24 protein-coding genes are annotated in these 24,596 nt (G+C 68.0%); 8 read left to right on the top strand and 16 right to left on the bottom strand.

The features are described 5' to 3' along the window. Window positions 1–3 precede the first annotated feature (3 nt). From ACT6SE_RS02330 to ACT6SE_RS02295, 8 genes are all read right to left on the bottom strand, one after another. Window positions 4–798 carry a thymidylate synthase gene (locus ACT6SE_RS02330; protein ID WP_046428910.1) on the bottom strand — a complete coding sequence of 265 codons (795 nt, stop codon included), beginning with the start codon at window positions 796–798 and terminating at the stop codon, window positions 4–6. Then, window positions 795–1,682 (bottom strand): prolipoprotein diacylglyceryl transferase, encoded by an 888-nt coding sequence (gene lgt / locus ACT6SE_RS02325; protein ID WP_046428907.1) that lies wholly within the window; start codon window positions 1,680–1,682, stop codon window positions 795–797. The genes ACT6SE_RS02330 and lgt overlap by 4 nt, the downstream gene beginning before the upstream one ends. A gap of 95 nt (window positions 1,683–1,777) precedes the next feature. Beyond that, the gene (locus ACT6SE_RS02320; protein WP_032955917.1) at window positions 1,778–2,272 is read right to left on the bottom strand and encodes a TPM domain-containing protein; all 495 of its coding nucleotides are present in this window, start codon (window positions 2,270–2,272) and stop codon (window positions 1,778–1,780) included. Then, on the bottom strand, window positions 2,272–3,159 hold the full coding sequence (locus tag ACT6SE_RS02315) for a TPM domain-containing protein (protein ID WP_049420663.1): 888 nt from the start codon (window positions 3,157–3,159) through the stop codon (window positions 2,272–2,274). Before ACT6SE_RS02315 ends, ACT6SE_RS02320 begins: the two co-directional genes overlap by 1 nt. Before the next feature lie 3 nt (window positions 3,160–3,162). Continuing rightward, complete coding sequence (locus tag ACT6SE_RS02310; protein ID WP_046428903.1) at window positions 3,163–3,783, bottom strand: LemA family protein; 621 nt, start codon at window positions 3,781–3,783, stop codon at window positions 3,163–3,165. Window positions 3,784–4,322: 539 nt separating this feature from the next. Beyond that, window positions 4,323–5,480 carry an MFS transporter gene (locus ACT6SE_RS02305; RefSeq protein WP_444811089.1) on the bottom strand — a complete coding sequence of 386 codons (1,158 nt, stop codon included), beginning with the start codon at window positions 5,478–5,480 and terminating at the stop codon, window positions 4,323–4,325. 228 nt (window positions 5,481–5,708) lie between these two features. Next, on the bottom strand, window positions 5,709–6,458 hold the full coding sequence (locus ACT6SE_RS02300; protein ID WP_005408127.1) for a TerC family protein: 750 nt from the start codon (window positions 6,456–6,458) through the stop codon (window positions 5,709–5,711). 33 nt (window positions 6,459–6,491) lie between these two features. Next, window positions 6,492–6,887, bottom strand: coding sequence for a diacylglycerol kinase (locus tag ACT6SE_RS02295; protein WP_014036025.1), 396 nt, complete (start codon window positions 6,885–6,887; stop codon window positions 6,492–6,494). A gap of 213 nt (window positions 6,888–7,100) precedes the next feature. Between ACT6SE_RS02295 and ACT6SE_RS02290 the strand changes: the two genes are divergently transcribed. After that, on the top strand, window positions 7,101–7,802 hold the full coding sequence (locus ACT6SE_RS02290) for an SGNH/GDSL hydrolase family protein (RefSeq protein ID WP_014645976.1): 702 nt from the start codon (window positions 7,101–7,103) through the stop codon (window positions 7,800–7,802). Between the two features lie 135 nt (window positions 7,803–7,937). On the opposite strand, the gene ACT6SE_RS02285 is transcribed toward ACT6SE_RS02290, so the two are convergent. The 3 genes from ACT6SE_RS02285 to ACT6SE_RS02275 form a co-directional block, all read right to left on the bottom strand. Beyond that, window positions 7,938–9,209: a sensor histidine kinase gene (locus ACT6SE_RS02285; protein ID WP_046428888.1), complete on the bottom strand. Its 1,272-nt coding sequence runs from the start codon at window positions 9,207–9,209 to the stop codon at window positions 7,938–7,940. Window positions 9,210–9,363: 154 nt separating this feature from the next. Further along, window positions 9,364–10,077 (bottom strand): response regulator transcription factor, encoded by a 714-nt coding sequence (locus ACT6SE_RS02280; protein WP_002811889.1) that lies wholly within the window; start codon window positions 10,075–10,077, stop codon window positions 9,364–9,366. A gap of 87 nt (window positions 10,078–10,164) precedes the next feature. Beyond that, a complete protein-coding gene (locus tag ACT6SE_RS02275; RefSeq protein WP_032956728.1) occupies window positions 10,165–10,806 on the bottom strand; it encodes an arylesterase in 642 nt (213 codons plus the stop codon). A 75-nt stretch (window positions 10,807–10,881) separates the two neighbouring features. On the opposite strand from ACT6SE_RS02275, the gene ACT6SE_RS02270 reads away from it, so the two are divergent. Both ACT6SE_RS02270 and ACT6SE_RS02265 read left to right on the top strand, forming a co-directional pair. Beyond that, a complete protein-coding gene (locus tag ACT6SE_RS02270; RefSeq protein WP_075076551.1) occupies window positions 10,882–11,529 on the top strand; it encodes an ABC transporter ATP-binding protein in 648 nt (215 codons plus the stop codon). Next, window positions 11,526–14,036, top strand: a complete 2,511-nt coding sequence (locus ACT6SE_RS02265; protein WP_046428880.1) for an ABC transporter permease — start codon at window positions 11,526–11,528, stop codon at window positions 14,034–14,036. Before ACT6SE_RS02270 ends, ACT6SE_RS02265 begins: the two co-directional genes overlap by 4 nt. A 102-nt stretch (window positions 14,037–14,138) precedes the next feature. Here ACT6SE_RS02265 and ACT6SE_RS02260 read toward each other — a convergent pair whose 3' ends face one another. The 5 genes from ACT6SE_RS02260 to ACT6SE_RS02240 all read right to left on the bottom strand — a co-directional run bounded on the left by ACT6SE_RS02260 (window position 14,139) and on the right by ACT6SE_RS02240 (window position 19,457). Continuing rightward, a complete protein-coding gene (locus ACT6SE_RS02260; RefSeq protein WP_032956723.1) occupies window positions 14,139–15,074 on the bottom strand; it encodes a DUF6607 family protein in 936 nt (311 codons plus the stop codon). Between the two features lie 73 nt (window positions 15,075–15,147). After that, window positions 15,148–15,747: a hemin transporter gene (locus tag ACT6SE_RS02255; protein WP_046428876.1), complete on the bottom strand. Its 600-nt coding sequence runs from the start codon at window positions 15,745–15,747 to the stop codon at window positions 15,148–15,150. A gap of 4 nt (window positions 15,748–15,751) precedes the next feature. Next, a complete protein-coding gene (locus ACT6SE_RS02250) occupies window positions 15,752–17,944 on the bottom strand; it encodes a TonB-dependent hemoglobin/transferrin/lactoferrin family receptor (RefSeq protein WP_414616847.1) in 2,193 nt (730 codons plus the stop codon). Between the two features lie 153 nt (window positions 17,945–18,097). Continuing rightward, window positions 18,098–18,292 carry a hemin uptake protein HemP gene (gene hemP, locus ACT6SE_RS02245; RefSeq protein ID WP_005412278.1) on the bottom strand — a complete coding sequence of 65 codons (195 nt, stop codon included), beginning with the start codon at window positions 18,290–18,292 and terminating at the stop codon, window positions 18,098–18,100. Between the two features lie 193 nt (window positions 18,293–18,485). Next, complete coding sequence (locus ACT6SE_RS02240; protein ID WP_014645969.1) at window positions 18,486–19,457, bottom strand: aldo/keto reductase; 972 nt, start codon at window positions 19,455–19,457, stop codon at window positions 18,486–18,488. A gap of 193 nt (window positions 19,458–19,650) precedes the next feature. Here ACT6SE_RS02240 and ACT6SE_RS02235 point away from each other — a divergent pair, with 193 nt between their 5' ends. From ACT6SE_RS02235 to ACT6SE_RS02215, 5 genes are all read left to right on the top strand, one after another. Then, window positions 19,651–20,949, top strand: a complete 1,299-nt coding sequence (locus tag ACT6SE_RS02235; RefSeq protein ID WP_014645968.1) for a NupC/NupG family nucleoside CNT transporter — start codon at window positions 19,651–19,653, stop codon at window positions 20,947–20,949. Window positions 20,950–20,974: 25 nt separating this feature from the next. After that, window positions 20,975–21,940, top strand: a complete 966-nt coding sequence (locus ACT6SE_RS02230; protein WP_014645967.1) for a ribokinase — start codon at window positions 20,975–20,977, stop codon at window positions 21,938–21,940. 149 nt (window positions 21,941–22,089) lie between these two features. Next, the gene (locus ACT6SE_RS02225; RefSeq protein ID WP_014645966.1) at window positions 22,090–22,521 is read left to right on the top strand and encodes a hypothetical protein; all 432 of its coding nucleotides are present in this window, start codon (window positions 22,090–22,092) and stop codon (window positions 22,519–22,521) included. Between the two features lie 147 nt (window positions 22,522–22,668). Beyond that, window positions 22,669–23,664 (top strand): tRNA dihydrouridine synthase DusB, encoded by a 996-nt coding sequence (gene dusB, locus ACT6SE_RS02220; RefSeq protein WP_046428891.1) that lies wholly within the window; start codon window positions 22,669–22,671, stop codon window positions 23,662–23,664. An 85-nt stretch (window positions 23,665–23,749) separates the two neighbouring features. After that, window positions 23,750–24,577, top strand: a complete 828-nt coding sequence (locus tag ACT6SE_RS02215; RefSeq protein ID WP_046428854.1) for a class I SAM-dependent methyltransferase — start codon at window positions 23,750–23,752, stop codon at window positions 24,575–24,577. Window positions 24,578–24,596: the final 19 nt, after the last annotated feature.

Here is a 24,596-nt window from a genome sequence, read left to right as displayed (position 1 = left end):
CGCTCATACCGCCACCGGCGCCTTGATCGCCGGGTGCGGGTCGTAGCCGTCGATGCGGATGTCGTCGAACTGGAAGCCGAACAGGTCGGTCACCTCCGGGTTCAACCACAGCTTCGGCAGCGCGCGCGGCGCGCGCGACAGCTGCTCGCGGGCCTGCTCGAAGTGGTTCGAATACAGGTGCGCGTCACCCAGCGTATGCACGAAGTCGCCCACGCCCAGGCCGGTGGCCTGCGCCACCATGTGGGTCAGCAGCGCGTAGCTGGCGATGTTGAACGGCACGCCAAGGAAGATGTCACCGCTGCGCTGGTACAGCTGGCAGCTGAGCTTGCCGTCCACCACGTAGAACTGGAACAGGTTATGGCATGGCATCAACGCCATCTGCGAAAGCTCGCCCACGTTCCAGGCACTGACCACCAGCCGGCGTGAATCGGGGTTGCGCTTGATCTCGTCCACAAGCCACTGCATCTGGTCGATCTGGCGGCCGTCGGCGGTGGCCCAGCTGCGCCACTGCTTGCCGTAGACCGGGCCGAGGTCGCCGTTCTCGTCGGCCCACTCGTCCCAGATGCGCACCTGGTTGTCCTTCAGGTAGCCGATGTTGGTGTCGCCCTTCAGGAACCACAGCAGCTCGTGGATGATCGAGCGCAGGTGCAGTTTCTTGGTGGTGACCAGCGGAAAGCCTTCGGTGAGGTCGAAGCGCATCTGCCAGCCGAACACGCTGCGGGTGCCGGTACCGGTGCGATCACTCTTCTCGGCGCCATGCTCGAGCACGTGCGCCAGCAGGTCCAGGTAGGGCTTCATGGCTTGCCCTCGGCAGCCACCGGCAACTGCGGCTGCAGCACCGGCGCGCGGCGCGACATCACCAGCAGCACCAGGCCGAAGGCGATCAGCGGCAGGCTGAGGATCTGGCCACGGGTCAGCCAGTCGAAGGCCACGTAGACGCCGTTGTCCGGCATGCGCACGAACTCCACCGCGAAGCGGAACAGGCCGTACATCAACGCGAACAGGCCACCCACCAGGTAGCGGTGGCGCGGCTTGGCCGACACCGCCCACAGCACCACGAACATCACCAGGCCTTCCAGGAACGCTTCATACAGCTGCGACGGATGGCGGGCGTACGGGTTCAATGCGCCGGTGGCGAACTGCGCCTGCAGCGTCGCGTGGTCGAGCTGGTTCAGCGGGGCCGGCAGGCCGGACGGGAACACCACGCCCCAGGTCCCGTCGGTGTACTTGCCCCACAGCTCGGCGCCGATGAAGTTGCCGATGCGGCCGAAGCCCAGGCCCAGTGGCACCAGCGGCGCCATGAAATCCATGGTGTCGAAGAAATGCAGCTTGTGCTTGCGCGACCACCACCAGCAGGCGCCCAGCACGCCCAGCAGGCCACCGTGGAAGCTCATGCCGCCGTCCCACACCTTGAACAGCAGCAGCGGGTTGTGCAGGAAATCGCCCAGCGCGTAGAACAGCATGTAGCCGATGCGCCCGCCCAGCACCACGCCGAGCATGGCGTAGAACAGCAGGTCGGAGAAGCCGTTGGCATCGACGCCCGGCAGGCGCCCCGCGGCAATGCGCGTGCGGCCCAGCAGCCACGCTGCGGTGAAGCCGAGCAGGTACATGATGCCGTACCAGTGCACCTTGATCGGCCCCAGCGAAAGGGCGATGGGGTCGATGTCGTGGAAATAGATCATGGAAAACGCCTGGCGGGAGTACGGGTATTTTAGCGTCCCTGCCCCGCCCGGGGCCGGGGCCGGCACGGGCGGAGGACCACGCCGCAGATCAGGGTTCAGTCCAGGATCTGCGGCGCGTCAGGCAACGCGTCATGCTCGGACCGCGTGGCGGCCGGAAAGTGCCCTTCGATCAGGCTGGAGACCTCGTCGATGGCATCCTGCAATGCCTCGACCGGATGGGCCCCGCGCAGGCCCTCGCGCAGGTGGGTGCAGACCCGCTGCCACTGCGCCGGGCTGACCCGGCCGTGCAGGCCACGGTCGGCAACGATCTCGATCGCGTGATCGGCCAGCAGCAGGTAGATCAGTACGCCGTTGTTGTGGGCGGTATCCCAGGTTCGCAGGCGCGCAAAGGCATGCTCGGCGGCCTGGCGCGGGGTCACCCTGTGCCACAGCGCCCCCAGCGGCAGGTCCGCTTCCACCGCGAACATCACCTGCCCGCCGTGGCGCTGCTCACCGGCCGCGATGGCCTCGGTGATCGCCTGCAATGTGGCCGGCGGGAAGGCACGCCGCACCGAGGGCGAGAATACATGGCGGAACAGACGTTGGATCATCACCAGCCTCCCGAAGCGCCACCGCCACCGGAACGGCCGCCGCCACCGCCCCAGCCACCACCACCACCGAATCCACCGCCCCCGCCGAAACCGCCTCCGCCACCCCAGCTGCCACCGCCCCAACCGCCACCGCCGGCAAAGCGACCCGGGTGGCCGGACAGCATCGCCACGATCAGGCCGACCACGCCGGCCAGGCCACTGGCCAGCAGCGTGGAGGTGAACAAAAATGCTGCCAGCGCCGCACCCGCGCCGCCGAGCAGGCCGCGCAGCGGACGCGGCACGCGCGAGAACACGCCGCGCAGGATGCTGCCGGCGAACACGCCGATAAACAGCGCCAGGAACCAGGTATCGCCACCACCACCGGGCTCGCGCCCGCGATGACCGCTGACCGGTGCCGGCAGCGGTTCGCCGTCGATCAGCTTGACCAGCACCGCCGTGGCATCGGTGATGCCGCCGGCATAGTCGCCGCTGCGGAAGCGCGGGACCAGGTATTCCTGGATCACCCGGTTGGCGATGGCATCGGGAATGGCGCCTTCAAGGCCGTAGCCCGGCTCGATGCGCACGCGCCGGTCATCCTTGGCCACCACCAGCAGCACGCCGTCATCCACGCCCTTGCGGCCGATCTGCCATTGGTCGAAGACCCGCGTGGTGTATTGCGCGATGTCCTCCGGCTGGGTGGTGGGCACCACCAGCACCTGCAGCTGGCTGCCTTTGCGCTGCTGCAGCTCGATCGCCTGCTGCACCAGCGCCTGCTTCTGCGTGGCGTCCAGCGTGCCGGTGGTATCGACCACCGGCGAGTCCAGCGCAGGAATCGGCGCCAGCGGCTGTGCCTGCGCTGCCAACGGCAGCCACAGCAGCAGGGCCAGCAGCGCAGTGGCCAGGCGCATCGGTCAATGGCCCGGCTGCGGCGCCGGCTGCTGCTGCGGCGCGTTGCCGAAATCGACCGCTGGCGCGTTGGAAATCTGCGCTTCGTTGTCCACCGTGAAGTTCGGCTTGGTCTTGTAGCCGAAGATCTTGGCGGTGATCACCTGCGGGAACGAACGGATGTAGGTGTTGTAGTCCTGCACCTGCTGGATGTAGCGGCCGCGCGCAACCGTGATGCGGTTTTCGGTGCCTTCCAGCTGGGCCTGCAGGTCGCGGAAGCTCTGGTCGGACTTCAGCACCGGGTAGTTCTCGGTGACCACCAGCAGCCGCGACAGTGCGCTGCCGAGTTCACCCTGGGCCTGCTGGAACTGCTTGAGCGAGGCTTCGTCGTCGGCGTTGACGTTGATCTGGCCGACGCGCGAACGGGCGTTGGTGACTTCGGTCAGCACGCGCTCTTCCTGGCTGGCAAAACCCTTCACCGTCTGCACCAGGTTGGGCACCAGATCGGCGCGGCGCTTGTACTGGTTGAGCACTTCGGACCAGCTGGCCTTGACCGCCTCATCCTTCTGCTGGATGGCGTTGTAGCCGCAGCCGGACAGCAGGGAGGCCAGCAGCATCAGGGGCAGGACACGGGTGAACAGGCGCATGGCGGAGGTTCCGGGTGGGCTTGGCGCCGAGCATGCCACGGTTCGGGTGAAAGACCGGCCATCGGGCACCGCCCCCTCCGCGGTGGGTGGCAAGGAAGCGTTATCGGGGTCGGCCGGGAGGGTGGGTTGGCTGGGGGGCGCTGCAAGTACGTCCATGTAAGCTCGGTCGCCGCATCCATGCGGCTCACGCCCCCAGCCAACCCACCCTCCCGGCCACGGACAATTTCCTGCACACCGCGGGAGGATCAAAAGAAAAAATCAAAAGCAAAAGCCGGTTCTTCAGGCATTCGTGTCGACCAAGGTCGACACCTACCAGAGCGGAACGCCGTTACGACAGATCGCGGGAATCTGTCGAAGGCGGGGTGGGTCCGGTTGAGGGGGCGTGAGCCGCATGGATGCGGCGACCGAGCTTACATGGACGTACTTGCAGCGTCCCCCTCAACCGGACCCACCCCGCCAACCCACGGAATGCAGGCTTTTGCCGTTGACGTTGATTCAGCGGGTGCAGGGCTGCAAGCCCTGCCGTAAACCCTCTCCCCTCAGCAGGCCTCAGCCACCGCGGTGCGGGGACGCCCCAGCCACGCCAGCAGCAGGCCCGATGCCGCCAGCAGGCCACCGGCCACCGGAATCGCGGCATAGCCCAGGCCCGAGCTGATCACCGCACCGCCCAGCGCCGCACCCACCGCATTGCCCAGGTTGAACGCACCGACGTTGATCGACGACGCCAGGCCCGGCGCCTCGCTGGCCGCCTGCATCACCCGGATCTGCAGCGGCGGTACGAGGGCGAAGGTCGCCGCGCCGAACAGCAGCACACCGAGGGCGGCGGTGGCGTGGCTCATGAAGGCCAGCGGCAGCACGAACATCAGCACCGCCAGGACGGCCAGCAGGATCCGTGTGGCGCCATCCAGCGACCAGTCGGCCATGCGCCCACCGATGCCGTTGCCGAGGGTGAAGCCGATGCCGATCAGCGCCAGCGAGATCGCGATGAAGGTATTGGAGGCGCCGGTCAATTCGGTCAGCACCGGTGCGACGTAGGTATAGAGGGTGAACATGGCACCGGCGCCGAGCACGGTGGTGGCCATCGCCAGCAGCACCGGCGGCTGCAGGATCGCCTTCAGTTCGCGGCGCACGTCCGGGCGCGGCCCCGGTGCAGATGCCGGCAGCGCGAAGCCCAGCGCGGTGATTGCGATCAGGCCCAGCGCCGCAGTACCGGCGAAGGACAGGCGCCAGCCCAGCTGCTGGCCGACCCAGGTCGCCAGCGGCACGCCGCCGATGTTGGCGATGGTCAGGCCCATGAACATGGTGGCCACGGCGGCAGCCTGCTTTTCCTTCGGCACCAGGCTGGCGGCGACCACCGCACCGATGCCGAAGAAGGCGCCGTGGTTGAGGCTGGTGACCAGGCGCGACAGCAGCAGCCCGTAGTTCGGCGCCAGCGCGGACAGCAGGTTGCCGACCACGAAGATGGACATCAGCAGCATCAGCGCGGTGCGCTTGCCGAAACGGCCCATCAGCAGGGTCATCACCGGCGCGCCCAGCATCACGCCCACGGCGTAGGCGGTGATCAGCATGCCGGCGGTGGGGATGCCAACGCCCACGCCGTCGGCGATGACCGGCAACAGGCCCATCGGGGCAAATTCGGTGGTTCCAATGGCGAAGGCGCCAACGGCAAGCGCCAGCAAGGCGGCTCTGGAATTCATGGGGGTTTCCTGGGGGGCGGGAATCGGGAGTGCGTAGCCTGCGCGCTTTGCTGCGCCGGATTAAGCCTCGGCCCGGGAAAACACTGTTGATCCTGATTCACAAGTGGAGGCCGGAACGCCGCCGCAAGTGCAAAAACCGCAGCGCCGTTCGTTGTAGAGCCGCGCCCCACAACGCAGAACCCCCGGCCAGGCCGGGGGTTCTGGGTGACACACGTGCCAATGGCGCGCTTACCAGTTGCCGGCGCCCGGCACGTTGTGTTCGCGGGCGCGGCGGCGCATCAGCAGGTTCAGCCACTCCACCAGCACCGAGAAGCCCATCGCGGCGTAGATGTAGGGCTTGGGCACGTGCACGTCCAGGCCGTCCAGGATCAGCACCGCACCGATCATCAGGATGAAGGCCAGGGCCAGCATCTTCACGGTCGGGTTGGCGTCGATGAAGCGGCCCAGCGGGTTGGCGGCCAGCAGCATCACCAGCACCGACAGCAGGATGGCCGCCACCATCACCGGGATGTGGTCGGCGATGCCGACGGCGGTGATCACCGAGTCAAGCGAGAACACGATGTCGATCACCGCGATCTGGGCGATCACGTAGCCGAACACGGCCGAGGCCTTGGTGGTGCTGGGGTCTTCGTCCTCGCCACCGCTGATCAGTTCCTTGATCTCCATGCAGCCCTTGATGATCAGGAACAGGCCACCAACGATCAGTACCAGGTCGCGGATGGAAATGCCCATGCCGGCCACGGTGAACAGGTTGGCCGCCATGTGCGCCAGGTAGGCCAGCGAGACCAGCAGGCCGATGCGGGTGATGCAGGCCACCGCGATGCCCAGCTTGCGTGCGAACGGACGACGCTCTTCCGGCAGCTTGCTGACCGCGATGGAAATGAACACCAGGTTGTCGATGCCGAGCACGATTTCCAGCGCGCTGAGCGTGAACAGGGTCACCCAGGCATTGGGGTCGGCGAGGAACTCAAAGGACATGGAAACTCTTCAAGGCAGTGGGGGAATGGGGTTTCAGCCGTAGCTGCCGGCCAGCGCGTGCGGAACCACGACCAGCGCCCAGCACAGCAGCACGTTCATCATCAGCACGAACACCGCTGCCGAGCCCATGTCCTTGGCGCGGCCAGCCAGCTCGTGGATCTCGCTGCCGTAGCGTTCGATCACCGCTTCGATGGCCGAGTTGGCAAGCTCCATCGCCAGCACCAGCAGCATCGAGCCGATCAGCAGCGCGCGTTCGACCGGGGTCTGGCCCAGCCAGATCGCGACCGGAGTCAGCATCACCAGCAGGTATACCTCCAGCCGGAACGAGGACTCGTGCAGCCAGGCGGCGCGCAGGCCCTGCCAGGACCAGCGGGCGGCCTGGAAGATGCGGCGCGGGCCGCGGGGCATGTGGCCGAACTGATCAGCCACGGGTGGAACATCCAGCAACAGGGGCGCGGCGCAGCGACCGCTCAGACGCACGGCAGGAAATCATGGGTGCACAGGAATAGGCAGATGGCCGCCATTTTGCCACAAGGCCGCCAACCGCACCCCGCACCGGCCCGCTGAACGGCCTGCCAGGGGCAAGCACCGGGCTGGGCCGTGCTTCTATGATGGAGCTCCCCTTGCCTGCTGGAGCGCCTGATGTCCCGTCGCCGTACCTGCCTGCTGATGCTGGGCCTGCTGACTGCCGCACCGCTTGCCCAGGCCCTGAGCCCGGCCAGGCCGCCGCAGGTGCCCGAACAGGTCTCCAATGTGGCCTGGGCCGGCGACATGGCCCGCTTCGCCAGCGCCGACCAGGCCAACCCGCCGCCGCGTGGTGGCATCGAGTTCATCGGCAGCTCCTCGATCCGCTTCTGGGAGAGCCTGGCCACCGACTTCCCCGGCCAGCCGGTGTTCAACCGCGGCTTCGGCGGTTCGGAAGTGCGCGACAGCACCTGGTATGCCGGCCAGATCGTGGTGCCGTATGCGCCGTGCAAGGTGTTCTTCTACGCCGGTGACAACGACCTCAACAGCGGCCGCAGCGCCATGCAGGTGCGAGATGACGTGGTCGCCTTCGTGCAGCGCGTGCACCGCGACCTGCCGAAGACCAGGGTCGAGTACCTGTCGATCAAGCCGAGCCCGTCGCGTGCGCACCTGCTGCCGGCGATCAACGAAGCCAACGCGCTGATCAAGGCTGCGCTGGCCAGGCTGCCCAACACCGGCTTCACCGACATCTACACGCCGATGCTCGGCGCCGATGGACAGCCGGACGCGACGCTGTTCCGCGAGGACATGCTGCACATGACCCCGGCCGGCTATGCGATCTGGACCAAGGCGCTGGCGCCGAAGGTCAACTGCAACTGAGGCACTGTGGACGTCGGGCATGGCCCGGCGCTACCGCACCCCATCCACGCATGGCCTGGATCTACCGACATTTCAGCGGGATGGGGTCAGAGCCGGTTGCGCCGCAACGGGATCCGACCCCGGCAGGTCGCCGCGTTACCGGAAGACCACCGTGGCTTCGGTGCCCTTGCCCGGCTGGCTGGTCAGGCTGACCTTCCAGCCGAAGCGGTCGCACAGCCGGCGCACGATCGACAGGCCCAGGCCGGTGCCCTGCGGGCGGCTCGGCTCGGCGCGGTAGAAGGGTTCAAACGCGCGCGACAGCGCCTCGGCGGACATGCCGATGCCGGTGTCGCGCACCACCACCCGGTCATTGAGCACGTGCACGTCGATACGCCCTTCGTCGGTGTAGCTGCAGGCGTTGCGCACCAGGTTGCTGACCACCACCTGCAGCACCCGCGGCGGCGCGTGCAGCTGCACCGGGCCTTCGCTGTGCAGGTGCACTGACACCAGACGCGTACCCAGCAGTTCGTTGGCGTTGTCCACCTCGTAGCGGACGATGTCGTTGACGTCGAACAGCTCGATCTGGGGTTCGACGTCGGCCTCGCGGGCCAGGATCAGGAACGCGTCGATCACCGCTTCCATGTCACGGCCGGCGCGCTGGATGCGCTGCAGGCTGCGGCGCAGGCGCGGCTGCAGGGTTTCATCGCCCAGGGCCATGTCGCTGGCCACGCGGATGACGGTCAACGGCGTGCGCAGCTCGTGGCTCGCATCGCGGGTGAAGTTGCGCTCGCGGGCCACGTGCGCGCTGACCCGGTTGGCCAGCGAATGCAGCGCGGCCGCCAGCTGCCGGGTCTCGCCCTGCATGTCCGCGGGCAGCTTGTTCGGTTCCAGGTCGGCCGCCTCCGGGTGGCCCGGGTCCCAGCGCGAGACGCGCCGTGCCAGCCAGTTCACCGGCGACACCAGGCGCTTGGAGGCCCGGTAGGTGACCCAGCTGGCGCCATACACCGCCAACAGGGTCAGCAGCACCGGCACGATGCCGAACCAGAACGCCAGCATCTCCGCACGCGAACGCAGGAACACCAGGTACAGGCGGCCGGCCGGACGCACATCGACCAGTACCAGCTGGTCATCCTTGGGCAGCTCGTGGAAACCGGGTTCCAGGTTGCGCAGGTTGGCCGGCAACGACAGCGCCGACTGCCCGCTTTCCAGCAGGTAGCCGCGGATGTTCTGGGTGTTGGGCGGTGGCTGCACCGGCGAGGCCTCGTGCAGCGTCCAGTAATAGGCCGCTTCCTCGCGCAGGGCGGCGCCGACCAGGCTGTGCTTGATCACCAGCGAAACCAGCCAGGCACCGAGCAGGATGCCCAGGCTGGCCAGGACTGCCTGCAGGATGAAGGCGATACGGATCTTGCGCGGCAGGCCGTGCGGCATTGCGGGGTCCCGGTCAGAGCGCTGCGATTATAGGCAGCGCGCTGCGCCGTAGTCGTGCACGGAGGATGACCGGCGGCAGTGCTGGCCGGTCATCCGTGCCCGGTGCGGGGGTCGTTGCCCGGCCGGGCCTGATGCTGCACCGGCCTGGCCCCGATCAGGCCATCGGCTGGGCGATATCGGCAATGCGGTAACCGGCGCTCTGCACGGTGTGCAGCAGCGGACGGTCGAACGGCTTGTCGATGATCTTGCGCAGGTTGTACAGATGGCTGCGCAGGGTGTCCGAATCCGGCAGGCCATTGCCCCAGATCTCGCGTTCGATCTCCTGGCGGGTGACCACGCGCGGCGATTCGCGCATCAGGATGGTCAGCAGGCGCAGGCCGATCGGCGACAGCTGCAGTTCGGTACCGGCACGGGTGGCCCGCATGCTGACCGGATCGAGCACCAGGTCGGCGACCTTCAGCACTTCCGAACCCACCTGGCGGCGTTCGCGGCGGATCAGCGCGCGCAGGCGGGCTTCCAGCTCCTGGATCGCGAACGGCTTGGTCAGGTAGTCATCGGCGCCGAAACCGAGGCCGGTGAGCTTGTCGTCCAGCGTGTCGCGTGCCGTGAGCATCAGCACCGGGGTGGACTTGCGCGCATCGTTGCGCAGGCGACGGCATACTTCGATGCCATCCAGGCGCGGCAACATGAGGTCGAGCACCACGACGTCATAGCTGTTCTCCGCCGCAAGGCGGTAGCCATCCAGGCCGTCCTGTGCATAGTCGACTTCGAAGCCGCGACCTTCCAGGTATTCCCCGATCATCTCGGAGATGTTGCGGTTGTCTTCGACCACCAGCACCAAGCCGGAGGTCTCCTTCGTCTGACGCATGTGATTCCCTCTAACTTCAGCTTTGTGAAACATGCCGGATCGACGGTGGACGCGATGTGAAGTTCCGTCAAGAGGGTTGTAAATCGTTCAGAGCAGGGGCCGCAGGAGTGGCCAGACGTTGTCCAGCACCCTCGATTGCGCCTGCGCCGTGGGGTGCAGGCCATCGGCCTGCATCATGCCCGGCTGCAGGGCCACGCCCTCCAGCAGGAACGGCAGCAGCGGCACCTTGTACTGCGTGGCCAGCGCCTTGTAGGCCGCCGCCAGGCGCTGGCGGTAAGCGGGCCCATAGTTGGGCGGCACGTCGATGCCCAGCAGCAGCACCCTGGCGCCGGCCTTCTGGCTGGCCTGTACCATCTTTTCCAGGTTGCCCTGCACCTGTGCCGGGGTCAGCCCGCGCAGCGCGTCGTTGCCGCCCAGCGCGATCACCACCACCGTCGGCTTTTCCTTCGCCAACAGGCCCGGCAGGCGGGTCAGCGCGCCGGCCGTGGTTTCCCCGCTCATGCTGGCATTGACGATGCGCGCCGGTGTTTTCGACTGTTGCCTGACCCGCTGCTGCAACAGGCTGACCCAGCCGGCGTCGGCAGGGATATTGTGGGCAGCACTGAGGCTGTCGCCGAGCACCAGCACCGTACCTGCCGGGTCTTTGGCTCCGGCCAGCCCGGGCAGCAGCAATCCCAGCAGCAGCACCATCATCGCGCCGGCTCGCCGGCTCCATCCCGTCTTGCGCATTGGAGTCTCCTCATCGACAGCCTGTCCCCCCGCAGCACGCCCGTCGCCATCGCCGTCGACCAGGTCGGCAAGTCCGTGCAGGGCCCGGAGGGTGAAGTCCACATACTGGACAACATCACCCTGACCGTCCATGAAGGCACCAGTGTGGCCATCGTCGGCGCTTCGGGGTCCGGCAAGACCACCCTGCTCGGCCTGCTGGCCGGACTGGACCTGCCCAGCCGCGGCCACGTCGCGCTGGCGGGCCAGAACCTGGGCGACCTGGATGAAGAAGCACGGGCCCAGCTGCGCGCGCGTGCGGTCGGCTTCGTGTTCCAGAGCTTCCACCTGCTGCCGGCGCTGACTGCCGCCGAGAATGTCGCGCTGCCGTTGGAACTGGCCGGACGCGAGGACCGCGCGCGGGTGGACGAGGTGCTGGCGCAGGTCGGCCTGGCCCATCGCGCCCGCCACTACCCGCGCCAGCTGTCCGGCGGCGAGCAGCAGCGCGTGGCGCTGGCACGTGCCTTCGTCACCCGCCCGCGCATCCTGTTCGCCGACGAACCGACCGGCTCGCTGGACCACGCCACCGGCCAGCACATCAGCGACCTGCTGTTCGAACTCAACGCCGGCAGCGGCACCACCCTGGTCCTGGTCACCCACGACCTGCGCCTGGCCCAGCGTTGCCAGTACATCCACCGCATCGATGACGGCCGCCTGCTGCCGGTCGAGCGTGGGGCACAGGCATGAACGTGCTGCGCCACGCGTGGCGCGCGCTGCGCCGTGAGGCGCTGGCCGGCGACCTGCTGACCGTGTTCGCCGCGCTGGTGCTGGGCGTGGCGGTGATGACTGCGGTGGGCACGCTGGTGAACCGGGTCAACCTGGCGCTGACCGGCAGCGCGGCGGAAATGCTCGGCGGCGACCTCGGCATCGCCGGGCGCGATGATCCGCCGCAGGCATTCGCCGACGAGGCGCAACAGCGCGGCCTGGCGCATACCCGCATCGCCAGCTTCGGCAGCGTGCTGTTCAACGGCGATGCCAGCCAGATGGCCAGCATCAAGGCGGTACAGGCGGGTTATCCGCTGCGCGGCACGCTGCGGGTCCGGGCCACGCCCGGCGGTGCGTTGATCGCCAATGCCGGCATGCCGCCCAAGGGCCAGGCCTATGCCGACCCACGCCTGCTGCAGGGGTTGGGGCTGAAGGCCGGCGATGACCTCGAGTTCGGCGCCGACACGCTGCGCATCGCCGGCATCATCGAGGCCGAGCCGGACAGCGGTGGCGACCTGCTGACACTCTCGCCCACCCTGCTGGTCAACCGCGCTGATGTGGAGGGCACGGGCCTGCTCGGCCCGGGCAGCCGTATCAACTACCGGCTGATGTTCGCCGGCGCAGCGGAGCCGATCGCGGCGCTGCGCCAGTGGCTGCTGCCGCAGGTGAAAGGCCTGCGCCTGCTGAGCGTGGACGACACCCAGCGTGGCGTGCGCCAGGCATTCGATCTGGCCGGGCGCTTCCTCGGCCTGAGCGCGCTGCTGGCGGTACTGCTGGCCGGTGTGGCCACCGCGCTGGCGGCCAACCGCTTCGCCCTGCGTCGCATCGACCAGGTGGCGATCCTGCGCTGCCTGGGCGCACGCCAGCGCGACATCCTGCTGGGCCTGGCGCTGCAGCTGCTGATGCTGGCGGTGCCAGCCTGTGCGCTCGGCATCGGCCTGGGCATGGCCGCGCAGGAAGGCCTGGTGCAGGTGCTGGGCAGCCTGGTGCCGCAGCGCCTGCCGCTGCCGGAAGCGATGCCGGCGCTGACCGGTGCCGGCATCGGCCTGCTGCTGCTGTTCGGCTTCGGCCTGCCACCGCTGCTGCGCCTGCGCGGGGTGCCGCCGATGCGGGTGCTCAACCGTTCCTTCGCCGCCCTGCCGCCGGCGTCGCTGCTGGCCTATGTGGCGGCGCTGGCGGCCAGCCTGCTGCTCGCGGTGCAGGTCACCGGCGATCTGAAACTGGCGCTGTGGGTGCTGGGCGGCCTGGCCGCGCTGGCGCTGGCGGCCGGTGCGGTCGGCTTCGTGCTGCTGCAGCTGCTGCGCGGCCTGCAGCACCGCCTGCATGGCAACTGGCGGTTGGGCCTGGCCGCGCTGACCCGGCGCCGGCTGCTGGCGGTGATGCAGCTGGTGGGGCTGTCGCTGTCGCTGTGCGCGTTGTTGCTGCTGGCGGTGACCGGACCCGGCCTGCTGCAGCAGTGGCGCGAGCGCCTGCCTGCGGATACGCCGAACTACTTCCTGATCAACATCCAGCCCGAACAACGCGACGGTGTGCTGGCCGCATTGCGTGGACTGGGCGCCGGCGACGCCAGTATCGAGCCGATGGCGACCGGCCGCCTGATCGCGATCAACGGCAAGCCGCCGCTGCGCGTGGACCAGGCCGCCGCCGAGGGGAACGGCGCGAACAACGGCCCGCGCGAGGACGACGACGAGAACCGGCCGCTGAACTTCAGCTGGCGCAGCAGCTTCCCACCCGCCAATGCGCTGCTGGAGGGCCGCTTCTGGCAGGCCGGCAGCACCGCGGCGGAAGCCTCGGTGGAAACCGGCTGGGCGCGGCGCTACGGCGCGCACCTGGGTGATCGCATTACGATTTCCGTAGGCGAGCAGCAGCGCGAGTTCACCGTCACCAGCATCCGCAAGGCGGACTGGAACACATTCCGCCCGAATTTCTTCGTGCTGTTGAACCCCAATGCGGTGGGCGATACCCCGCACAACCTGCTGTCGGCCTTCCATCTGCCGTCCGGCAACGCGGCCGGGCTGGGCGAGCTGGTGCGCGCGCAGCCGAACCTGTCGCTGCTGGACGTGGACGCGGTGATCTCGCAGGTGCGCGATGTGATGGAGCGCGTGGCGCAGGCAGTGCAGCTGGTGATGGTGTTCAGCCTGCTGGCCGGGGTGCTGGTGCTGCTGGCGGCGCTGCAGGCCACCGCCGGCGAGCGCCGCTACGACAGCGCGGTGCTGCGCACGCTGGGCGCGACCCGGCGCCAGCTGCGCGGCGCGGTGCTGGTGGAGTTCGGCGCGCTGGGCACGCTGGCGGCGTTGCTGGCGGTGGGCGCGGCCGCAGCGATCGGCGTGGCGGTGTCGCAGAAGGTGTTCGAGCTGCCCTTGCTGCCGCCGTGGCCGGGCCTGCTGATCGGCGGCGTGGTCGGCATCGGCTTGAGCCTGCTGGCGGGCTGGTGGGGTACGCGGGCGATCCTGCATACGCCGCCGGCATTGGCGCTGCGCGAGGCCTGAATCGGTTGCGCCTCCGGATGGCGTGCCGAGCAAGCCCGGCCCCCACCGGCAGCCGGTGAATGCGGTGCCGGGTACCCCCGGCACCCCTCTCCATCGCGGCGATCAGCCTTCCTTCGGCGCCTTTTCCACGTACTTGGCGAACACCTCGTCGATCTGCTTGTCCTTCACCTTTTTGCCGGACTGGATCGCTTCGGCCTGGGTGAACAGCGGAATGATCATCGCCATGCCATCGATCTTGGTCTTCAGGTGCACGCCCGGGGCCTGGCCGAGGAAGCCGTCCCAACGCTGGCGCACCTTGGCCCAGTAGCCGGCAGTGGCCTTCCAGTAGTCACGCGCCGGGGTGAAGTCGACCTCGGTGGTCTTCACGTAGTCGTTGAAGCCGAACTCGCGTGCGATCTCCACCTGGCTGCCGTCGGCGTTGCGCTGCACCTTGGTGTTGAACTGCTCGTGGGTCCAGCCATTGGGCGTGAGCGTGTGGCGGTTGACGACGGCCAGCGCGTTGTAGTCGCTGCGCTTGGTGTACTCACGGCGCGGCAACGGGCGCCAGCTGAGGTCGCTGGTCCAGCTCGGCACGTTGTTGGTGTAGGTCCATTTGCCGGTGCCGCAGTAGCGCGGTGCGTCGCTCACTTCGTACACGCACTGGGTCCAGGCGCCCTGGTTCACCGCTGCGGGAATGCGGCGTACCTGCCAGGTCTGGTCGGCGCTGAACTCGAATCGGTTCGGTGCTTCGTAGACCCAGTCCTGGCGCCAGTGCTTGGTGATGTGGCCGCTCTTCTCGTCCAGCAGCAGGTGCTGCAGCACGATACGCTTCGGCGTGTCCTCGACCACGATCACCAGTTCGTTGCCGCCGCTGCGCATCGCCGGGGCGCGCTCGTAGCCGGGCTTCAGCAGCACGGTCTCGTCGAATGCGAAATCGACGGTGTACTCGCCCTGCATGGCAAGGATGCTGTCGTGGTCGCGGGCGATGCCGGAGGGCTGCGCGCTGGCCACGCCGCTGGTGGCGAGCAGCAGCAGGACGCTGGCTGTCTGGAGCTTCATCGGGGTCTTCCTTCGGGGTTGCAGATGCAATGAGAGGCCGTCCGTGGCCGACAGGCGTTCCATCGGGAAAGGGTTACAGCCGGATCAGCGGCAGGTTGCCGGGAACCCGCGGCGCCGAGCGACGTGCAGCATCGGCGCAGCAGCAATCGTCGATCGCCAGCTCGCCTTCGGCACCTTCCAGCCGCGCGATGCGACGCGCGGTGGCTGCGCCCAGCGAGGACAACGTCGACAGGCTTGCAGCCAGGGTGCGACCGTCGTCGGCGGCATGCAGGCGCAGCGCGCACAGTCGCCAGCGCTGGCCACCGAGATGGCCGGCCAGGCGCCGCCACAGGCGTTCGCCGACACTGCCCTCGCTGTCATGCTCCGGGCCCGGCGGCAGCGCCGCGACCAGCCGGTCCCAGGCCAGGAAATCGCTGTCGGGCAGCAGGTACAGCCGCCACACGCAGCGGCCGCGGGCATCGAGGAAACACAGGCTTTCGCGCACGCCCTCGCTGTCCACGCCCTGGCAGGCATGCACGCGTACTGCCTGGCGCCAGCCACCGAGCTCGTTGCCGTCGGCGCGGTACAGGCACAACACGGTGCCGAGCGTGGCCAGCTGTGCCGGCGTCGGCCAGGCCGCGCTGCCCTGCGCGGCGATGGCGTCGTTCCTGCGTGCGGACAAGGCTCGGCTCATGAGGTCACCAGGAAACGGCAAGGCTGGCGGAGAGGGTGCGGCCCGGGCTGGTATAGCGGTCCAGCACGCGGCTGCCCGGCGACAGCGTCGAACCCACGTTGGACCAGTCGATGTAACGCTTGTCGCCCAGGTTGAACACGCCGACGTTGAAGGTGGCGCCCGGGGCGAAGTTCCAGTGCGCCATCAGGTCGGCCACGCCGTAGCCGGCCGGGCGGTACACCGTGGCGGCGGTGACGCGGTCCTTGCGCTTGACGAAGGTACCGGCCAGTTCGACGCCCCAGGTGTCGGTGTCGTACATCAGGCCGACGGTGCCACGCAGCGGGTCGACCGAATCCAGCGGGGTGTCTTCGGTCCTGTTGTCGCCGCGCGACCAGGCCACCGAGCTGCGCAGGGCCCAGCCCTGCAGCGCCGGGCTGATCTGGCCGAAGTCGACGCCGGCCTTCATTTCGGCACCATAGATGCGCGCATCCGCGATGTTGCGCGACTGGAACACCATCAGGCCCTGGGCGTTGGTGCCGACCAGCGATTGCGACTCGATGAAGTCCTTGTACTCGTTGTAGTAGCCGCTGAGGCTGACGTAGGCCGCTGGCGACAGGAAGCGCAGGCCCAGCTCCAGGCCGTCACTGGTTTCCGGCTTCAGGTCCGGATTGGGAATGGCGGTGTAACCGAAGGCGAAGTTGGTGAAGCCCAGGTTGACGTCGTTGTACGGCGGCGAGCGGAAGCCATGCGAATAGCCGGCAAACAGCGACCATTCGTCGGTGAAGCGATAGACCATGCCCAGCTTCGGCGAGACGCTGGTCTTGGTCAGCCTGGCCACCGCAACGCCGGGATTGTCGTCGGCGAAGATGCTGTCCACCTCCGGCTTCAGCTCGTAGCGGTCCACGCGCACGCCCGGCACCAGCGACAGCTTGCCGTTGGCCATGCGCATTTCGTCCTGTGCGTACAGGCCCAGCTCGGTGGTCTTGCTGATCGGGAAATCGCGCACCGGGAAGGCGTCGGGCAGGATGGTGGTGCTGGTCTGGCCATTGGCCAGCACCTGGTAACCGTCGCGCTTCTGGCGGATCTCGGTATGCGCGCCCTCGAAACCGTAGGTCAGCGCGTGTTCGACGCTGCCGGTGCTGAACGCCTTGTTGAACTGCGCCTGCAGGCCGTAGACGCGCTGGTCGAAGTTGAACTCGCGGTGGCGGCGGCTGCGGTTGGCGCGGTCCTCATCCGTGATCTGGGTGGTTTCGCTGTGCTGGGTATACAGCTGCCAATGCAGGCTGTCGGCGAAGCCCTTGTCCAGCGCATCCATTTCATGGGCGAACGACACGCGGGTGCGGTTCTGCGTATCGCGCGCCTTCATGCCGGTGGTGGTGGTGCGGTCGATCGAGGACAGCACGTTGGTATCGGTGTTGTCTTCGTTGCCTTCCACGGTCAGGCGGAAGCGCTGGGCCTCGCTCGGCGCATAGACCAGCTTGGCCAGGCCACTGCGACCATCGCGGTCCTGCGGGTTGGGCGCGGTGCGGGTATTGTCGAGGCTGCGTACATCACCCTTGTTGCCGGTTTCCTGGCCCTGGCGATGGTTGATGTTGACCATGCCGCTCCAGTGTTCGCCGCCGAACGCGCTGGTCACGCCGCCGAGCAGGCCCTTCCACTCACCGTCGTAGCCGAACTTCAGGCCGACGTAGCTGTCCTTGCCATCCTTGAGGTAGTCGGCAGGATCCTTGGTGACGAAGGCGACCACACCCCCGAGCGCGTCGGACCCATACAGCGAGCTGGCCGGGCCGCGCACGATCTCCACGCGCTTGAGCGTATCCAGATCGGTGAAGTTGCGGTTGGCGTTGGAGAACGAGCCGATGTTGAAGCTGGTGGGCATGGCGATGCCGTCGGTCTGCACGCGCACGCGGTTGCCGTCCAGGCCACGGATGCGGATGCTGCCAAGGCCGAAGCGCGCGGCGCTGCGGCTGACCGACAGGCCCGGCTCGTAGCGCAGCAGATCCTTGATGTCCTGCACCAGGTGCCGGTCCATCTGCTCGCGGTCGATGACGTCCACGGTGGCCGCCACATCGCTCACCGCCCGCTCGGTGCGGGTGGCGGTGACCTGCACACGGTCGAATTCGCGCGCATCGGGCGCGGCGGTGGCCGCGGCAGCAGCATGGGCAGACAGCGGCAGGGCCATCCAGACGGCAAGGCAAAGGGCGGTAGGGCGGGTCATCGGGTTCGTTCGGTCAGGCAGGGGAACCCCCGGTTACCGGCACACCCGGAGGGTGCACGCGGTAGACCGAGGGGGAGAGAGCGGGAGCGGACCGATCGCCCACCCTGCCGGCGCGGCCGGCAGGAGGGAGGGGGGCGGGCGACCAGGCCGCGATTACTTGGTCAGGATCAGCTTGTCGTTGCTGGTGTGCCGCAGGCGATAGAAGCGGTCGCCGTGCTGGATCAGGATTTCACGACGGCCCTTGAGCAGGGCTTCGCTGTCGATGACCTCTTCCGGCGGAACGACACGGACCGGACGATCGCGGAGGGTCAGCGTTTCGGGGCGCAGCAGTACAGGTTGAGCATTCATGAGCATCTGGACTCGTGCGAGGGACGAGTCAAATGATAATGATTCTCAGTTGACAATCAACAACCATTCTCAATTTGATTGATGAGATTAATGATCGAATTCTGAAATTCGATAGATCATGTCTATCAAATGGCGACGCAGCCGTGTAGAGTCGACTCTACCGAGGCCCCCGAGGCCCGGTCGGCCCCCGGGTTCAGGCGAAGGCGGCTTCGACGTCGGCCCAGCCGGCGGCGTCGACCTGCTCCAGCACCTCCAGCGCCTGCAGGTTCTGCAGCAATTGGCTGACCCGGCTGGCACCGAGGATCACGCTGGAGACGTTCGGGTTGCGCAGGCACCAGGCGATGGCCAGCGTGGCCGGCGCCTGCCCCAGCGCACGCGCCACCTCGCTGAAGCGGCGCACCTGGGCCAGGCGGGCCTCGGCGTCGTCACCCAGCACCAGCGCCTGCAGCCATTCCATGCCCTCGCGGCCCAGCCGCGCATCGGCCGGAATGCCCTGGTCGTACTTGCCACTCAGCAGGCCCGAGGCCAGCGGCGAGAAGATGGTGGTGCCCAGGCCGGCACCGGCATACAGCGGCGCGTACTCGACCTCGACCCGTTCGCGGTGCAGCAGGTTGTACTGCGGCTGCTCCATCGACGGGCCCTGCAGGTTGCGCGCCTCGGCGATGTCCAGCGCCTGCTGGATCTGCACTGCCGACCACTCCGAGGTCCCCCAGTAGAGGATCTTGCCTTGCCGCACCAGGGTATCCATGGCATGCACGGTCTCGGCGACCGGCGCGTCCGGATCCGGGCGATGGCAGTAATAAAGGTCCAGGTAGTCCACCCGCAGGCGCTTGAGCGCCGCATGGCAGGCGTCGGTCACATGCTTGCGCGACAGGCCGCGCTGGGTCGGCCGTGGGTCCTTGGCGCTGCCGAAGAACACCTTGCTGGAGACGCAGATGCCGTCGCGCGGCAGGCGCAGGTCGGCGATCACATCGCCCATCACCTGTTCGGCGCGGCCGTTGGCATAGCCCTCGGCGTTGTCGAAGAAGTTGACGCCGTGGTCCCAGGCGGCGGCCACCAGGTTGCGGGCCTCGTCGCGCGGGATCTGGTCACCGAAGGTCACCCAGGCGCCGAAGGACAGGGCGGAAATCGGCAGGCCGGTGGAGCCCAGGCGACGGTATTGCATGCGAATCTCCTGCTGCGGGCCCGCATCCGGGCCGGGATCGAGCCCCATTCTACCTGCCGCCGCCGGCCGCAAGCCCTTGCCGTTGCTGGCCTGATCGGTACCGATAGATGCGCGCACGCTGCTTTTTCTTGCCCCGGCCCCTGCCCTGCACTAGGCTTCCCGTTTTTCGCGACGCCCCAGGGGAGTCACTCACATGGTCGAAGGTTTGGGCAGGATCGGCTTCGGCCTGTTCGGGTTGGCGGTGCTGATCGGCATCACCTGGTTGTTTTCCAACAACAAGCGTGCGGTTGACTGGAAGCTGGTTGCCACCGGTATCACCCTGCAGATCGCGTTCGCGGCGCTGGTGATCCTGGTGCCGGGCGGCCGCGACGTGTTCGATGCGCTGGGCAAGGGCTTCGTCAAGGTTCTCAGCTTCGTCAACGAAGGCTCGGGCTTCATCTTCGGCTCGTTGATGGACACCAAGAACTACGGCTTCATCTTCGCCTTCCAGGTGCTGCCGACCATCATCTTCTTCTCGGCGCTGATGGGGGTGATGTACCACCTCAACGTCATGCAGGCGATCGTGCGCGTGATGGCGTGGTCGATCACCAAGGTGATGCGCGTGTCCGGCGCGGAAACCACCAGCGTCTGCGCCAGCGTCTTCATCGGCCAGACCGAGGCGCCGCTGACCGTGCGCCCGTACATCGCCAGGATGACCCAGTCCGAGCTGCTGACCATGATGATCGGCGGCATGGCCCACATCGCCGGCGGCGTGCTGGCGGCCTATGTGGGCATGCTCGGCGGTGGCGACCCGGCGCAGCAGGCCTTCTACGCCAAGCACCTGCTGGCAGCGAGCATCATGGCCGCACCGGCCACCCTGGTCGTGGCCAAGCTGCTGATTCCGGAAACCGGCACCCCGCTGACCCGCGGCACGGTGAAGATGGAAGTCGAAAAGACCTCCAGCAACATCATCGACGCGGCCGCTGCCGGTGCCGGTGACGGCCTGAAGCTGGCGCTGAACATCGGCGCGATGCTGCTGGCCTTCATCGCCCTGATCGCGCTGCTGAACGCCCCGTTGACCTGGATCGGCGAGGTGACCGGCCTGGCCGCTGCCATCGGCAAGCCGACCAACCTGTCGACCATCTTCGGTTACGTGCTGGCCCCGATCGCCTGGGTGATCGGTACCCCGTGGGCTGATGCCACCACCGTCGGTTCGCTGATCGGCCAGAAGGTCGTGATCAACGAATTCGTCGCCTACACCGAACTGTCGCAGATCGTGAACGGCCAGGTGGCCGGCGTGAGCCTGTCCGAGGAAGGTCGCCTGATCGCCACCTACGCGCTGTGCGGCTTTGCCAACTTCAGCTCGATCGCGATCCAGATCGGCGGCATCGGCGGCCTGGCCCCGGAACGTCGCCACGACCTGGCCAAGTTCGGCCTGCGCGCGGTGTTGGGCGGTACCATTGCCACCTTCATGACGGCGACCATCGCCGGCGTGCTGACGCACTTCAGTTGAACCCTTGGTTGAGAAAAGATTCCCTATGAGCAGCAGTGTCGTTGTCGTCGGTTCCTTCAATGTCGATCACGTGTGGCGGTGTGAGTCGCTGCCGGCACCGGGTGCGACCATTGCCGGCCGCTACAGCACCGGCCCCGGGGGCAAGGGCTTCAACCAGGCGGTGGCGGCCTGCCGCGCCGGTGCCGACACGCACTTCGTGTGCGCGTTGGGCGATGACGCCGGTGGCGCCACCGCGCGTGAACTGGCTGCGCAGGATGGCTTCGCGCTGATCGCCGAGGCCAGCAGCGAACCGACCGGCACCGCGGGCATCTACGTGGACGCGCGTGGCCGCAACACCATCGTGATCGGCCCGGGTGCCAACGCCGCGCTGGGCACCGATTTCCTGCAACAGCAGCAGGCCCTGCTGACCCGCGCCAAGGTGGTGCTGGTGCAGCTGGAATCGCCGGTGCAGACCATCGAAGCGGCGCTGGCCACGGCCCGCGAGGCCGGTGTCACCACCGTGCTCAATACCGCACCGGCCGATGCGCCCTCGACCATCGGCCTGCTCAAGCTGGCCGATGTGATCACCCCGAACGAAACCGAGTTCGCTGCCCTGCTCGGCCGCCATGTCGGTGAGCGCGTGGATGCCAACGACGTCGCCGCGCTGGATGGCGCCAGCCTGCACGCGCTGTGCCGCAAGCTGGTCGGCAACGGCACCGTGGTGGTGACCCTGGGTTCGGTGGGCGTGTTCGTGTCGCATGCCGACGAGAACCTGCGCGGCGATACCCAGCCGTACTACCGCGTGGGTGCCGAACAGGTGCAGGCGATCGACACCACCGGTGCCGGTGACGCCTTCAACGGTGCGCTGGCCGCGTCGCTGGCGCAGGTGGCCGACGCCCCGTTCGCCCGCCACGTGCGCTTCGCCAACCAGTTCGCCGGCCGTTCGACCGAGAAGGAAGGCGCCGCTGCGGCGATGCCGCGCTTCACCCCGGCCGACGCTGAAGCCAGGTAATTCCACGCCACGCGTGGATGACAAGGCCCGGGTGTGCAGACACCCGGGCCATTCTTTTGCCCATTGCCCAGCCCCTGCGACCGCCTGTCGCATTGCCCACATCCTGCCCCTCGCCCACCATCCGCGCAGCTTCCTCGCACGGGCAGGACATGGACGGATTCCCCTGGCTGCTGGTCGCGGCCGCCGGCAGTGCCGTGGCGGCGCTGCTGCATATCGGCTGCATCGCCTTCGGCGCCGCGTGGTACAGGTACTTCGGTGCCGGCCAGCGCGTGGTCCGGCTGGCGCATGCGGGGCACTGGTGGCCACCGCTGATGACCGCGGTCATCACTGCCGTGCTGGTGGCCTGGACCCTGTACGCACTGGCCGCCGCGGGCTGGCATTCGCCGCTGCCGGCCAGCCGCCTGGTCCTGCCCGGCATCGCCGCGCTGCTGTTGCTGCGTGCCGCGATGGGCTTCGGCCTGGCGCTGTTCCGGCCGGGGTACAACGGCACGCGCTTCTGGGCGGTCAGCTCGCTGGTCTGCCTGGGCCTGGGGCTGGCCTTCGCGCTGGGTACCCGCCAGGCCTGGCAGAGCCTGGGGTAGCCGCCCACCATCGCCCGCCCGAGGGGGCGGCGGAAGCAACCGTCAAGCATCTGCTGATGCCGGTACGGCATGAGGTCGGTGCCGATCGGCCTGAACCGGACCCCGCGCGGCACGGCCGTACCGCCGCCCGCGCCCTACAATGGGCGCATGCAGATCGGCCCGTACACCATTGCCCCCAACGTCGTGCTGGCACCCATGGCCGGCGTCACCGACAAGCCCTTCCGCCTGCTGTGCAAACGGCTGGGTGCGGGACTGGCCGCCTCGGAAATGACCATCAGCGACCCGCGCTTCTGGAACACGCGAAAGTCGATCCACCGCATGGACCATGACGGCGAGCCGGCCCCGATCAGCGTGCAGATCGCCGGCACCGAGCCGCAGCAGCTGGCCGAGGCCGCGCGCTACAACGTCGACCACGGCGCGCAGATCATCGACATCAACATGGGCTGCCCGGCCAAGAAGGTGTGCAACGCCTGGGCGGGCTCGGCGCTGATGCGCGACGAGCAGCTGGTGGCGCGCATCCTCGAAGCCGTGGTCAACGCAGTGGACGTGCCGGTCACGCTGAAGATCCGCACCGGTTGGGACTGCGACCATCGCAATGGCCCGGTGATCGCCCGCATCGCCGAGGCCAGCGGCATCGCCGCGCTGGCCGTGCATGGCCGCACCCGCGACCAGCATTACACCGGCCAGGCCGAGTACGCCACCATCGGCGAGATCAAGGCTGCGCTGCGCATCCCGGTGATCGCCAACGGTGACATCGATTCACCGCAGAAGGCCGCCCACGTGCTGCAGCAGACCGGGGTGGATGCAGTGATGATCGGCCGCTCCGCGCAGGGCCGGCCGTGGATCTTCCGCGAAGTGGCGCACTACCTCGCCACCGGCGAGGAACTGCCGCCGCCGTCGCTGGCGGAAGTGCGCGACATCCTGCTCGGCCACCTGCATGCGCTGCATGCGTTCTATGGCGAGCCGCAGGGCGTGCGCATCGCGCGCAAGCACCTGGGCTGGTATGCCAAGGACCGGCCGGAGAACGCCGCCTTCCGCGCCGTGGTCAACCGTGCCGAAGACCCGCAGGGCCAGATCGCGCTGACCACGGAATACTTCGACCGCCTGATCGCCGGGGAACCCGCGTTGTCATCTGCTGCCTGAGCGTACTGCCATGCCGTCGAGTCGAGCTTGCTCGACTGAATTTCCAGAGCCGTCGAGCACGCTCGACGCTACAAGAGCCCGCCCCATGACCCCGCCGATTTCCTCCCCGACCTATCTGCACGGATTTTCCGGCACCGAACAGCAGCGCCTGATGACCCAGGCCCGGCTGCTGGAATCGAGCATCTTCGGCCAGATCGACTACGGCGGCGCGCGGCGCCTGCTGGAAGTCGGCAGTGGCGTCGGTGCGCAGACCGAGATCCTGCTACGCCGCTTCCCCGAGCTGCACGTGACCGGCGTGGACCTGAGTGAAACGCAGCTGGCCACCGCGCGCGAGAACCTGGCGCGCACGCCGTGGTGCAGCGACCGATACACCCTGCAGCAGGCCGACGCCGGCGAGCTGCCGTTCGAGGCACGCAGCTTCGACTCGGCGTTCCTGTGCTGGGTGCTGGAACACGTGCCTTCACCGGCGCGGGTGCTGAGCGAAGTGCGCCGCGTGCTGGCTCCGGGTTCGCCGGTCTACATCACCGAAGTGATGAATGCCTCGTTCCTGCTCGACCCGTACTCGCCGCACATCTGGCGCTACTGGATGGCCTTCAACGACTTCCAGTACGACCATGGCGGTGACCCGTTCGTCGGTGCAAAGCTGGGCAACCTGCTGCTGGCCGGCGGCTTCCGCGACGTGCACACCGAGATCAAGACCATCCACCTGGACAACCGCGAACCGGCGCGTCGAAAGACGATGATCGCGTTCTGGGAACAGCTCCTGCTGTCGGCCGCCGACCAGCTGCTGCAGGCCGGCTCGGTGGACGAGGAAACCGTGGAAGGCATGCGCCGCGAGTTCCGCCTGGTGCAGAACGACCCGAACGCCGTGTTCTTCTACTCGTTCGTCCAGGGCCGCGCCACGGTGTATTGATCCGGTGTTCTGCTGCCGA

The sequence above is a fragment of the Stenotrophomonas sp. LC732 genome, assembly GCF_052446685.1.
Classification (GTDB): Bacteria; Pseudomonadota; Gammaproteobacteria; order Xanthomonadales; family Xanthomonadaceae; genus Stenotrophomonas; species Stenotrophomonas muris.
The sequence above is the reverse complement of the archived record's forward strand: the minus strand, read 5'-3'. Positions and strand labels throughout refer to the sequence as shown.

Coding starts and splice junctions, on each gene's coding strand:
- ACT6SE_RS02330 (WP_046428910.1), bottom strand. CDS start 798: ATGAAGCCCTACCTGGACCTGCTGGCGCACGTGCTCGAGCATGGCGCC.
- lgt (WP_046428907.1), bottom strand. CDS start 1,682: ATGATCTATTTCCACGACATCGACCCCATCGCCCTTTCGCTGGGGCCG.
- ACT6SE_RS02320 (WP_032955917.1), bottom strand. CDS start 2,272: ATGATCCAACGTCTGTTCCGCCATGTATTCTCGCCCTCGGTGCGGCGT.
- ACT6SE_RS02315 (WP_049420663.1), bottom strand. CDS start 3,159: ATGCGCCTGGCCACTGCGCTGCTGGCCCTGCTGCTGTGGCTGCCGTTG.
- ACT6SE_RS02310 (WP_046428903.1), bottom strand. CDS start 3,783: ATGCGCCTGTTCACCCGTGTCCTGCCCCTGATGCTGCTGGCCTCCCTG.
- ACT6SE_RS02305 (WP_444811089.1), bottom strand. CDS start 5,480: ATGAATTCCAGAGCCGCCTTGCTGGCGCTTGCCGTTGGCGCCTTCGCC.
- ACT6SE_RS02300 (WP_005408127.1), bottom strand. CDS start 6,458: ATGTCCTTTGAGTTCCTCGCCGACCCCAATGCCTGGGTGACCCTGTTC.
- ACT6SE_RS02290 (WP_014645976.1), top strand. CDS start 7,101: ATGTCCCGTCGCCGTACCTGCCTGCTGATGCTGGGCCTGCTGACTGCC.
- ACT6SE_RS02285 (WP_046428888.1), bottom strand. CDS start 9,209: ATGCCGCACGGCCTGCCGCGCAAGATCCGTATCGCCTTCATCCTGCAG.
- ACT6SE_RS02280 (WP_002811889.1), bottom strand. CDS start 10,077: ATGCGTCAGACGAAGGAGACCTCCGGCTTGGTGCTGGTGGTCGAAGAC.
- ACT6SE_RS02275 (WP_032956728.1), bottom strand. CDS start 10,806: ATGCGCAAGACGGGATGGAGCCGGCGAGCCGGCGCGATGATGGTGCTG.
- ACT6SE_RS02265 (WP_046428880.1), top strand. CDS start 11,526: ATGAACGTGCTGCGCCACGCGTGGCGCGCGCTGCGCCGTGAGGCGCTG.
- ACT6SE_RS02260 (WP_032956723.1), bottom strand. CDS start 15,074: ATGAAGCTCCAGACAGCCAGCGTCCTGCTGCTGCTCGCCACCAGCGGC.
- ACT6SE_RS02255 (WP_046428876.1), bottom strand. CDS start 15,747: ATGAGCCGAGCCTTGTCCGCACGCAGGAACGACGCCATCGCCGCGCAG.
- ACT6SE_RS02250 (WP_414616847.1), bottom strand. CDS start 17,944: ATGACCCGCCCTACCGCCCTTTGCCTTGCCGTCTGGATGGCCCTGCCG.
- hemP (WP_005412278.1), bottom strand. CDS start 18,292: ATGAATGCTCAACCTGTACTGCTGCGCCCCGAAACGCTGACCCTCCGC.
- ACT6SE_RS02240 (WP_014645969.1), bottom strand. CDS start 19,457: ATGCAATACCGTCGCCTGGGCTCCACCGGCCTGCCGATTTCCGCCCTG.
- ACT6SE_RS02235 (WP_014645968.1), top strand. CDS start 19,651: ATGGTCGAAGGTTTGGGCAGGATCGGCTTCGGCCTGTTCGGGTTGGCG.
- ACT6SE_RS02230 (WP_014645967.1), top strand. CDS start 20,975: ATGAGCAGCAGTGTCGTTGTCGTCGGTTCCTTCAATGTCGATCACGTG.
- ACT6SE_RS02225 (WP_014645966.1), top strand. CDS start 22,090: ATGGACGGATTCCCCTGGCTGCTGGTCGCGGCCGCCGGCAGTGCCGTG.
- dusB (WP_046428891.1), top strand. CDS start 22,669: ATGCAGATCGGCCCGTACACCATTGCCCCCAACGTCGTGCTGGCACCC.
- ACT6SE_RS02215 (WP_046428854.1), top strand. CDS start 23,750: ATGACCCCGCCGATTTCCTCCCCGACCTATCTGCACGGATTTTCCGGC.